Origin of the sequence: Ruminiclostridium herbifermentans (assembly GCF_005473905.2) — a bacterium.
Classification (GTDB): domain Bacteria; phylum Bacillota; class Clostridia; order Acetivibrionales; family DSM-1351; genus Ruminiclostridium; species Ruminiclostridium herbifermentans.
In genome coordinates, this window is the sequence record NZ_CP061336.1 from 4,282,319 (window position 1) to 4,293,852 (window position 11,534).

Here is an 11,534-nt window from a genome sequence, read left to right on the forward strand (position 1 = left end):
AGTATCACATACAGGTTAATATCCTGAACTATCGTAAGTAATATAACAGTATAGCAGCCCCATTATTAATACTAAGTTCCATTACTATCTGTAAATAAAATGGTACCGATATACAACAAAATTCTCCAATCTCTTATAAATCAAACAAATGTAGTAATGAACTCATTTTGGGATTAAGCTTCGATTTAAGTTCAATCAAATTAAGTTTCAATCTAATTAAGTTTCAATTTAAGTTTGTAAAAAACTATTTACTAGATAACATTTGTAACCAACAATTCCCCATTATCTCCAGGGCAAGAGCCTACTACTATACAACTGCCTGAAATTCTTTCTTCAACTCTCAAATTAATAACTTTCACTTCAGGTTTTACATATGTTCTCATTTTTTTCACCTCTCTTAGTATTGTACTTTTGTTCAAATTAATTTGCTTGGCCTGCAAAAGCATAGTATGTTACGTCATTGTATACAACATCCTCGACGCAAGCACCATTACATATGCTTCCTGCCATCCTTTCCTCAACTCTTAAATTAACTAATTCCATCTTTGGAACAACGTATTTTTTCACTTCTTTTCACCTCCGGTAAATTAATAAATTTTTTTATTTTATCAGCAGCTATGCCGCTGTTCGACCCGTAGCACAACACAATTTTGTCAAAAATCATCCTCATGTAGCTATTTTCACAGGTTCTGCTTGAACTCTCTGCTTCTTTAAGGATGCTCTATATCTTGCCGACTCGCAAAGATAGCTTGCAGGTTTTGTAAAGCAGCCTGTTTCTGTCATCAGTCTTCCTGGACAAACCATACATTCACTTCGAACATCACATTCCATGCATTCTTGACATTTTGGAACCCTCATACAACCTTCTCTTACCTGCTGCCATGCATTAACAAACCCTATTTCAAAGGGCTTAGCAACAGGTTCATTCAGCAGTCCACAAGGCAGTAATCTACCATCCCATGTTATCCAAAAACCCGTTTTACCAGCTTGGCATTTAAATGCTGACTCCTCCAGCATTTTATTAACCTTGTCAGAGAATAAATTATTTTGTTCCATTTCATCCTGACCAATTTTTAATTCTACATTTTTATCTTTCTGCCTCATTTTTTCACCATATTCAGTTATATATCTTTCATAATTCACAATATCAATTGAGGAAAGCCTGTTTCCCATCGGATCAGAGCCACAGCCCTCTCTTCTCGGTGAAATATAATTAACAATACCTAAGTTGTCACAATATGTATGTGCAATTTTATATATCTGCTCATAATCTCTATAATTGCCCTCTACTACTGTTGTTTTAATTTCAAGGTTTATATTTTGAGCCTTTAGATTATCTAATGCCTGTATGGTTCTATTAAAACCATCAGCACTGCCTGTGATTCTCTCATATGTTTCAGGAGATGCACCATAAACTGTTACACTCAGTTTAGATGGCGGCATGGAACCAATCCATCGAGCCTTTTCTGGGGTTATTAAGCTTGCATTTGTGTAAATAGTCAAATTAAGCCCCATATTGCACAATGCTTCATAAATCTTCTGAAAATCAGGTCTTATGAAAACCTCTCCACCTGTTAAAATCAGATACAAAAGCCCCGCGTCCCGCGCTTGCTTTCCCATTTCAATCCACTCATCTGCCGAGCGTTCCATTGATATTGCATTTATATCATTTGCAGGACATGCCACGTAACACATCTTGCATTTAAAATTACATCGTGAGGTAAGTTCAAATGCGCCTGATATAGGTATCCCATTCTCTAGGGCATTTGCTGCCAACCTTTTATTAAACTCTTTCCAATTGAGACTCATAATGACCTCCATTCTATTAAAACCGCATAAATAGTACTCCCGTGCAGTATATATCTATTGCTTGCTCACCAAATTGATTCTGAAATAGTTACGATTCAGAACAAGTATTTCCGCCGACCGTATTACACTTAACATCCTGTCTCGATGTAATACTCACAGCACGTTACTTCCGCTGTGTCGGCTATAATACTTGTTCTTCATCTACTATTTCTAGCATCAATTTCTAACCGAGCGTCGCAACTAGATATATACTACACTCGCGTACTATTCTTTAAACAAGTCATCGATATACAGAAAACATTACTTTCAACAGAACCTTTGTAACTCGAAAATGCACCATGCTTGAAGAAACTATTGCTATACCCACAAATAACTGCTTGCAGCTTTTTGATATGCGAAGTGCAACATGTATGCACTAAATGCTAGCTTCACATTTTGCACAAGCTTTGTTTTCGAGCTTGTCATTGCTCAATAATACTGGTTTCCACCATGCTCTTTATAAACTTCTCCACATCACGTCTAGCAGTCTCTCTGTCTATGTCATACTCCGAAATCAGCACCTCAACCATTTCATCTACAGATGAATTCTTTTCAAGTTCTCTCCACAACAGTGCTCCGCTCTCACTCAGAGTCATAATCCCATTAAACTCAACAACTCTTGCCCCTAAAGGAACTACTACTGACTGCCCTGCTATTTCTCTAAGCATAAATCCACTTTTAATCTGCATAATAATAATCCTCCACAAAATATATGATTTTTTAATAAATTAATGACTATTTCTTCCTCCATCTAAACCCGTTAATAAAAGCCTTAAACCTTTTATCTCAACCCTAACCATTCCAAGAGATTATTCCTCTCTTTTGCCATTATATTTAGTTCTTTATCATTAAAAATGGCTTTCTTATCATTAAAGTTAAAATCTTTTCTTTTAAATCCATATACAATTCTATGAATCCATGCAAAAGGTAAGAATATTGGACTCTTTCGAACATATAGATACTTTTTTCTCTTAGCCAAAATATTTCGATTAGGAAAGAGAATTCGTCTAGCCCTAGAAAGTTTATTTTTGTAATTCAACTCTTCTGCATTATTTGAATTGGTAATAAGTACATTTGCAGAAGTTCTATGAATATCGTTATTGCCTAAATTTCCCCCAGCAAGAATATCATTTATTAGCCTATCTAATTTTTCTTCGTCTGCGTTTCTAAATATCAATTCTGCAGGAATTTCCATATTAAATAACCGATTACAAACCATAAATATTGCACATATAAAATTGTCAATGCCATATTTTATTGACCTTTCTTGTACAATATTCCAATTAATTTCATTTCTTTTTCTTTCAACCACCATAACCAAATCACATAATTGCCTAAGTCCTATTCCTCCATAAGATATATGTGAAGCCATATGAATACATATATGTAAAATCTGCATTTCCCATGACAAAATATTTGCTTTTATAGAACCTAAATTTATGGATGTAGTATTCTCCCATATTTCATCATGAAAGCTTTCTTTGTTCTGCATAAAGTCATAATCTATTAACAATCTGTGCAATTCAATTGATATAGCGTTTTTCTTGAAAAACTCAATATGCTTAGTTTTCTTGTCTTTGGATGAAACATATCCTAGATTTTCTAATACTTCAGTAGCTTTTTCTATATCCTCTTCGTGTACTAGAATATCTGCATCTCCCATAGTTCTCAGTTCTGGCTTTGGATAGCACTTATTTATTGCCATTCCTTTAAGCACAATGGTTTCAATTCCCAGAGCATCTAGTGTTTCAATAACCTCTCCAAGCCATACTTCACCGCAAATCATCTGAATTCCACAGGACATTACAGATATATTCCATACAGCCATCAACTTTTCATCAAGCCCTACTTTTGAATCTATGTCTTTTATAATTGGAAATACCAAGGTATGAACTTGATGGGCGCGGGCTTCTTTATAGATTTCATCCCAATTAACAGCAGCTGCCTTACATTTATCTATTTGAAATTCTCTATTGTAAATTGCAGCACAAAGTATCTCAATTAATAGTGTGTCTTTTGCCGTCATTTCCCAACCTCCACTTATCTGTTATTTTTTTCTTTGTGCCCATAATTTCCATATATATGTGTTTTGTATTAATAGAAATCTGATCCCAATTGTACTTATTAAGGATGTATTGAGCAGCAAGGTCTCTTACTTTTAAAACCTTGCTTTTATTTTCAAGTAACATGTTGAGTTTTTTCTCCAGGTCATCAACATTTGCTTTCTTAAAGCTGTAGCCGATGCTTCCAATAACATCTGTGTTTTCTGCTATATCACTAACTAGGCAGCAATTTCCGTAACTCATTGCTTCTAGCAGGCTTATGGGTAAGCCCTCTATATCAGAAGGAAGAACATAAAAATAAGCGTTGCTATATAGCTCCGCTAATTCAAGTTCCTTTACAAATCCAGTGAAAATAATATTCTTATTTTCTTTTGCCATTTTCCTTAATTCACTTTCATATCCCTCGCTATGACTTGCTCCTCCTGCTATTACCAACTTTTTTTCTGTCTTAATTCTATTAAAGGCATCAATTAGGTAATGTATTCCCTTTTCAGGTACAAGCCTTGCCAAAAATAATATGTAGTCGTCTTTTCCTAAATTATATTTTTCCTTTATTATTAAGGGCTTCACTAAGTCAGGTCTTTCAACTCCGTTAGGAATATAGCTGGTTTCCAGATTGTATTTCTCCCTATAGTATTTAACTAGGTTTTTAGAAACATTAATTGTTTTATGTGAAAATTTTGCTGTAGCATACTCTCCAAACTTCAAATATTTCGATGCAAATTTACCCCATTTACCGCGCTGCCAATCAAGTCCATGCACGGTACAAACAACCTTTTTACCAAATAACCTTGGAATAAAAGCCATTGTGGAAGGGCCTAATGCATGATAATGAAATATATCACAGTTGGAAAAGAGTGCTCTAATTGTGGAAGTAAAAGTATGCGTTATAGAATCCAAATGTTTTGATTTAATATAGGGTGTATATTTAACAGTAATTCCTTGATACTTATTGTCAGAGAACTCCTTATCACAGTAGCCCCTTCTGCAGTACACTTCCACTTCATAGCCTAGATAAACAAGCCTTTTTGAGATTTCTTCAACATGGATTTCTATTCCACCAGCTCTAGACGGAATACCTTTCTGCCCTATCATCGCTATTTTCATATTTTGTATACTCCTTCATGTCTATGAATTTATTTTCACATAGGCTGTAGCCTCCCTTTAGTTTATGCTTTATAACCCAAAATGCTGGAATCCATATTCTTTGTTTCATTGCAGGTGCTGCACTGCCTATCATCCAACAATTCTTTTTACATGACTTTACTTTTTTTCTAACCTCGTCAGCCTTTTTGGAATTCCATATTTCGTCCCAACTTTTCTCATTTAAATTTCCCATAGACATTTTAGTAGTACTGCCATTGCAAGGCAAAACATGTCCAAATGGATCAACAAAAAAACCATTGCTGCCCATTTCACATGGCAAGTAGCGTTTATTGCCGTATAAATAGTTAATTAATCCATGATTGAAATATGCTCTGAACCATTTCTTTGGAGATTTAGACTTGAGAAGCTGATTTATCAATTCTTCAAATGCCCTTGAGACTTTAAGCTTATCATTAATTTTATTATTTGTTTTTCTGAAATAGAAGGAATTATGCAGTGTAGCAGTGGCAAATTCCATATTTAATTCATCAGCCAGTTTGTAAAGAGGAATTAAATCATCAGCATTCATTTCTTGAACGGTACAGCCGAAACCCACATCCTTATGGCCGGCTGCTACCAGCTTTCTCAATGTAGTGTAGCCTCTATTGAAGCCATCAGGAATTCCTCTTATTTTATCATTTGCCTCCTGCAGCCCCTCAATGCTAATCCTTATACCAACCTGCGGAAATTCTTCGCACAAAGCTAATATCCTATCTGTGAAGTAACCGTTCGTAGAGATTACAATTCGGTTTGTCTTTTTGTAAAGTTCTCTGACAATCTCGTTTATATCTTTACGGATAAAAGGCTCACCACCAGTTATATTAGTGAATGCCATCTTAGGAAGCTTTTTTATTAAGTCCAAAGACATCTCTTCATCGGGCTTGCTGGGATCTCTAAAACAATCACACATATTACATCTAGCATTACAACGGTATGTAATAATAATAGAGCCATATAATGTTCTTCTCATGTTGATTCTCCCTTTCTATTTATCATTTGTTTTGTTCTAGGTTAAGCATTTGTTCTGCTATCTCCTAATTATTTATTTTATTTGCTAGAGTCTAATTTAATTGGTTTGTACATGAGTCTCGCGCCATCATGCCAATAAGTATGATCAATATCAAACCATGCTCTCAGCATAAATAAACCTGCTCTATCGGCTATACCTGTTCCTAAATCCCATGCACCCTTCCACCTGATATCTCTTGGTTTTGATGAATTTATACAATACCAGGAGTCTGCAAAGCTGTTGTCTTTGTTAGCTCCGTTTGAAATTTCAACTGGAAATGCTATTGACGGATATCTTTCATCATATCCAAGATTTTTTATCATTTGGTTAACATAACTTTCTCTATTCTCATTTTCCATTTGCTCAGGCACAGTATAGTTTAAAGGCAAATAATCCTCTGAACCTGCACTCACATACTTTGTCATATCGTAACAAACATATGGAACAAAACTTTTCACAAACACTCCATCTATTATGTTCCAAATATTCCCCCATGGGTTTTCAACGAACCTATATCTCACACTTGTATGGCCATTTCCATTAAGAGCACCTAGTGCATAGCCGCTTGGTGACGCCATTGTATCACACATACCGCTTGCCATTGGTGTATTGTAAATATATGTAGTTGAAGCATTGACATCATAAGGCTCACCCGAAAAGTAAATTGCTATATTTTTATCATCATAGCTTTCAATAGCTGTTATTGTTCTATGATCCATATAGTAATTACCCTTTTCTGAAATTGAGCAGGACTGACCAACCTTAAAGCTAGCATTTTTAGCTAATATAATCCTATTGCTGTTCTTTTCAGAAATTGCAGCATACTTAATAAAGGGATACTGCATTTTTTGTAATCCCATACCTATTGTTTTGCTGCTGTTTTTATTAGCAAACTCAACAAGATATAAATGCTGCAGTGCAAATATGCATCTTATATCAAGCACTCCATATCTCATGCTTCCGTTATTTCTTGCATAGTCACGGTAGGTGGTTAGATTTAAATTGGTTGTAGGATATTTTCCTGACCAACTCACCAGCTTGTTATCCTCTGTCACAAAACCATCATATGCTGCAATATATATCTTGTCTAAAACTTGATCTCCCTCTAGAAATGCCGGCTCCACTTCAAAGCCTTCCTTCTGAGTTTTTGAAATATACAAATATTCATGGGTCGCATCTTGATATCTTTTTACGTACCATTTTGGCAGTTCAACAAATACATTTCCATTGGAGCCATCATATGCAAATCCCTTTTCACCCTGATATGTAATTTTTTCTTTAGAATCAATATTACACAGCTTTATTTCAGACCATGGATAAATATAATCAAAGTCATTGGCAACTGGCAGATTGCCTTCCACTGCTGCTGCGGTAAGCCCTACAGAAGCTCCCAATCGCTCACATTTCTCATTTAACTCTGTAAGACTCCACCTAACACCATATACGCCATCCTCTTTAGTCGCTACTTTCTTGGGGTAATAAATTTTTACATTTCCAATATCATCACCCGATACTGTAAAAGTGGTTAATCCATTATAACTCTTTAGTGTTCCAATACTTTTATAGTTCTTTTTAGTGTCTAATATATACCAATTTAGGCTAGAGTCCTGAGCTAATCCTATGGCATCCTTTATTACAGGAATACTTATTTTACTTTCTGTATACTTTTCATAGGATGTAGCAATATCTCCATATTCAATTTGAACATTACCGCTTGCTTCAACCCCAAAGAAAACTCTTGCCCATGCTACTCCATATGGAATTTTTACTGTTGGTGAATTTTTAATGCTGTAATTCTTACTATCAGCGCTTTTAAACTGCCATACATTTCTATTAACGCCACTTCCGCTAATTGTAAGTGTCTGACCAGGATATACCCGTATCCACTTAGTAGTTTTATATTTTTTACTGTTTGTACTTTTAAGTTCTTCTTTAGTATCACTTCGAATATAGCCATTTTGATAGCTGCCGTTATATATGTTTTTGCCACAGGACGTTATTGTAACAGGCTTTTTGTTATTTCTTATTTCAAGCCTGCAATTCCCGCTCTTAGAAATATTTGTTTGAAACACTCTGCAATTATTGTTCAATGTTACGCAAGCGGAATTTTCAATAAGTAATTCCTCTTTAGCAATTATGCTAGAACCCGAACATAAATTGCACAAAATAAAAACTGTAAGACATATGCATATTATTTTTCTTCTCATGTTGACCTCCATTCTAAACATATTATCAACAGCCACTTTCACTCTTTGTGGCTGAACGATGCGAAGTGCATCATGTATGCACTATATGCTAGCTTCGCATTAGCCTCCCCTTCCGCTAGTACCACCAGCTATGCACAATATTATTTGAAAAGTGTATAGTAATTACTTGATTACTCAATACCACAAAAAGCTGCTTGCAGCTTTTTCTATGCGAAGAGCACCATGTATGCACTAAATGCTGGCTTCGCATTTTTCTCATGTTGACCTCCATTTTAAACATATTATCAAAAGCCATTTTTAGTCGTTCTGGCTGAAAATACACAAAGTTCTTTCAACATATTGCTACATTCACAAAAAACTGCTTGCAGTTTTTTGCGATGCGAAGAGCACCATGTATGCACAAATGCTAACTTCGCATTTTTAAGCTGCAAAACAACACTAGCTTGTTACCGATATCTTAATGCAAGAATAGTACGCGAGTGTAGTATATATCTAGTTGCGACGCTCGGTTAGATATTGATGCTAGAAATAGTAGGTGAAGAGCAAGTAGTGTAGTCGACACTGCTACAGGATGTAGCTGTGAGTATTACATCGAGACAGGATGCCTTTGTGTAATACGGTCGGCGGAAGTGCTTGTTCTTCACCGTAATTATTTCAGCATCAATTTCGTGAGCAAGCAATAGATATATACTGCACGGGAGTACTATTCAAGCAGTTTATTTGAAGGTGTGATACTTATTTTCGCAATTCTTAGAGTAGAATTCTGCTTAATTTTTCATAATGCAATTCACTATTATAATATTTTTCAGCCTTGCTCCTTGCATTTCTGCCATATTCCTGTATTAATTGATTATTTGAATTAAGCAAATCAATTTTTTGAGCCAAGTCTAACTCATTTTTTGGTTCGAATAACAACCCATTCACCCCATCCTCTACTACCTCCGGCAAACTGCCAAAGTTTGATGCAATAGCAGGCTTTCCATGGGCGAATGCTTCCAGCAAAACATTTGGCATATTATCGTACCAAATTGACGGAACTACAATGAATTTTGCATTGTTTATCAGAGTTTCCAGTTCTTCTCCTGTCTTGAAGCCTAACAGCTTAACATTATGTAAATTATTTGTTACTATTATTTTTTTAATATTTTCTAACTCACCATCACTGGCTTGGCCTGCCACCTTTAAAACCAGTGTTCTGTCATCAACATATTTCATTGCTTTTATAGCATACTCAACACCCTTTTCTTTATTTAGCCGTCCCAGATATAAAATGTAGTTATCATGGGTGTATTTAGCTTCAATTTTTGAAGAATCTATAAAAGTTGGAATATGAATTACCTTTTTTTCATCAAAGCCAAATTCAATTAGTTTTGATCGTAAAAATGAAGAAGGAGTTACAAAATAGTCAACTAAATCATATATTTTGATTAGCCTGTGAAATTTCATAGACATAACTCTAATTAGCGAAGCAGCCTTTGAATTCTGAACACAATTGTGTTGTACCGCACTAATTAAGGAGCCTTTCAGACAATTCTCACATATATCACCATTTCGTAAAAAATCAAATCTAGGACACATTAAAAAGAAGTCTGAAAGCCTGACCACCACTTTTTTTCCTGAATTTTTAGCTGCTCTTATTACGCTTGGTGACAATTTGTTAACATGGTGCAGAATATATACAGTATCGGGCTTCTCCATGTCAATCTCATATTCTAATGCTCTTTTAACCTCTGGGGAATAAAAGCTTCTGCTGAGCATTGTTAAAACTGTTTGAGGAGTCTTTTTATACTCATTAAAATAGACTACATTTTCTCCGCCTATAGGCTTGACAAAATACTTCTTATATTCTGTTTCAACATTTTTATTATTCTTAACAGAAAAAGGAATGACCTTGTGGCCTTTTTGTTCAAATACATTTTTAATGTTAAACATGTATTTTTCTGGCCCGCCCGAAACAAAATACCTATAATTTACCAACAATATTTTACTCATATAAAACACCCAGCATTTCTCAAAAGATAATAATCACAGAAATGTCGTGGGCTCAGTACCCCCCTTTTATATCTTTAATTTTTTTCAACTTTAGTCTCCAATTCTATAAGGCTTTTATTGGACAAATTTCTTAATTCCTTAACAAACTCATTAAAATATTTCTTTTCACTTGAAACAAACTCTTCCATCTTAGAGGTGTCATTAGAATTAATATTGTGTTCAATTTGCTCAAAAACTTTATCCCATTGGAAAGATGGATGCTTAAGATTAAAATAATTCTCCATCAAATCGGCTCTTTTGAGTAAATCCTTAATTTTACTTTCATACAATACCGATACTTCTTCAACATCGATTGAAATAAAAGGAGTCTTATTAATAATCGAAAACACAGTACAGTGAAAAAAATTTGTTACACTTAGACTAATAAACCTAAACACATGGGCCCATTCAAAGGGGTCTAAGTCATATAAATATGCATTACAGTATTTTGTATTTGTATATAGAGATACTATTTGATAGTCCTTGCTGTATTTTTCATATATATTTTTACAGACCCATTCATCGGTACACATTACTGCAATAATGGGCTTGGCCAAATCAAGCTTATATTTTTTGCTAAGCTTTTGACCAAGTTTAGCTTCAACACCTTTTGCATTCTCAATTTCAAAAAGGAAGGCTGGATCACAATTTCTTCTTATTAAAAGCTTTGCATCAATATTTTTCAGCTGTTTTAGGGTGTTTTCATCCCTAACACCTATATATGCAAATTGGTTTAAGGAGTCTTTTATATACTTCTTCTGTTCATTACTCAATCTGTCAAAGCGAGTTCTATTTGCTGATGCAGCATAGCTTACCTTGATGCACTTCAGCTTCTCGCTGAGCCAATATATATTTGGAAAACCCCTTAGCTTGTTAATTTTCCATACCTCATCACTGCCAACAACTATTACATCATATTTGTCTCTTAGCTGCTGTTCTATTATATTAAGTCTGTTGGTAATTATTCTGTCTTTACTTATAGGAAGGCTTTTATATAATAATCTCTTGAACTTAAAATATCTGCATACATTCTTATAAGTCTGTGAAATATTATAGGAAAAGCAACTCAAGAGACTATATAGTTCTACATTCGTCATATTGTAATCTATTATTTCCACATCAAAATCAGTACTGCTTTTTAGGGCATTTGCCAAGCTATAGCTTTGCAGAAAAGACCCATAGTTTATACTTCTGTGAAATGTTAGTATACCTACTTTAGTCATAATGTGT

10 protein-coding genes are annotated in these 11,534 nt (G+C 34.7%); all 10 read right to left on the minus strand.

The window, feature by feature from the left end:
- Positions 1–251: 251 nt before the first annotated feature.
- The gene (locus EHE19_RS20010; RefSeq protein ID WP_280513953.1) at positions 252–383 is read right to left on the minus strand and encodes a hypothetical protein; all 132 of its coding nucleotides are present in this window, start codon (positions 381–383) and stop codon (positions 252–254) included.
- A gap of 37 nt (positions 384–420) precedes the next feature.
- Positions 421–567: a hypothetical protein gene (locus EHE19_RS17470; RefSeq protein WP_171003552.1), complete on the minus strand. Its 147-nt coding sequence runs from the start codon at positions 565–567 to the stop codon at positions 421–423.
- Between the two features lie 99 nt (positions 568–666).
- The gene (locus EHE19_RS17475) at positions 667–1,809 is read right to left on the minus strand and encodes a radical SAM protein (RefSeq protein ID WP_171003553.1); all 1,143 of its coding nucleotides are present in this window, start codon (positions 1,807–1,809) and stop codon (positions 667–669) included.
- 461 nt (positions 1,810–2,270) lie between these two features.
- Positions 2,271–2,537, minus strand: coding sequence for a PqqD family protein (locus EHE19_RS17480; protein ID WP_137697383.1), 267 nt, complete (start codon positions 2,535–2,537; stop codon positions 2,271–2,273).
- Positions 2,538–2,629: 92 nt separating this feature from the next.
- Entirely contained in the window at positions 2,630–3,874 is a 1,245-nt protein-coding gene (locus tag EHE19_RS17485; protein ID WP_137697384.1) for a nucleotidyltransferase domain-containing protein, read from the minus strand.
- Positions 3,846–5,018 (minus strand): glycosyltransferase family 4 protein, encoded by a 1,173-nt coding sequence (locus tag EHE19_RS17490; RefSeq protein ID WP_137697385.1) that lies wholly within the window; start codon positions 5,016–5,018, stop codon positions 3,846–3,848. The genes EHE19_RS17485 and EHE19_RS17490 overlap by 29 nt, the downstream gene beginning before the upstream one ends.
- Entirely contained in the window at positions 4,978–6,027 is a 1,050-nt protein-coding gene (locus EHE19_RS17495; RefSeq protein WP_137697386.1) for a radical SAM protein, read from the minus strand. The genes EHE19_RS17490 and EHE19_RS17495 overlap by 41 nt, the downstream gene beginning before the upstream one ends.
- Before the next feature lie 77 nt (positions 6,028–6,104).
- Entirely contained in the window at positions 6,105–8,273 is a 2,169-nt protein-coding gene (locus EHE19_RS17500; RefSeq protein WP_137697387.1) for a hypothetical protein, read from the minus strand.
- 750 nt (positions 8,274–9,023) lie between these two features.
- On the minus strand, positions 9,024–10,265 hold the full coding sequence (locus EHE19_RS17505; RefSeq protein ID WP_137697388.1) for a glycosyltransferase family 4 protein: 1,242 nt from the start codon (positions 10,263–10,265) through the stop codon (positions 9,024–9,026).
- 74 nt (positions 10,266–10,339) lie between these two features.
- Positions 10,340–11,527 (minus strand): polysaccharide pyruvyl transferase family protein, encoded by a 1,188-nt coding sequence (locus EHE19_RS17510; protein WP_137697389.1) that lies wholly within the window; start codon positions 11,525–11,527, stop codon positions 10,340–10,342.
- Between the last annotated feature and the right edge of the window lie 7 nt (positions 11,528–11,534).

Bases quoted from the DNA above. Each gene is read 5' to 3' on its own strand.
- EHE19_RS20010 (WP_280513953.1), bottom strand. From the start codon at position 383: ATGAGAACATATGTAAAACCTGAAGTGAAAGTTATTAATTTGAGAGTT.
- EHE19_RS17475 (WP_171003553.1), bottom strand. From the start codon at position 1,809: ATGAGTCTCAATTGGAAAGAGTTTAATAAAAGGTTGGCAGCAAATGCC.
- EHE19_RS17480 (WP_137697383.1), bottom strand. From the start codon at position 2,537: ATGCAGATTAAAAGTGGATTTATGCTTAGAGAAATAGCAGGGCAGTCA.
- EHE19_RS17485 (WP_137697384.1), bottom strand. From the start codon at position 3,874: ATGACGGCAAAAGACACACTATTAATTGAGATACTTTGTGCTGCAATT.
- EHE19_RS17490 (WP_137697385.1), bottom strand. From the start codon at position 5,018: ATGAAAATAGCGATGATAGGGCAGAAAGGTATTCCGTCTAGAGCTGGT.
- EHE19_RS17495 (WP_137697386.1), bottom strand. From the start codon at position 6,027: ATGAGAAGAACATTATATGGCTCTATTATTATTACATACCGTTGTAAT.
- EHE19_RS17500 (WP_137697387.1), bottom strand. From the start codon at position 8,273: ATGAGAAGAAAAATAATATGCATATGTCTTACAGTTTTTATTTTGTGC.
- EHE19_RS17505 (WP_137697388.1), bottom strand. From the start codon at position 10,265: ATGAGTAAAATATTGTTGGTAAATTATAGGTATTTTGTTTCGGGCGGG.
- EHE19_RS17510 (WP_137697389.1), bottom strand. From the start codon at position 11,527: ATGACTAAAGTAGGTATACTAACATTTCACAGAAGTATAAACTATGGG.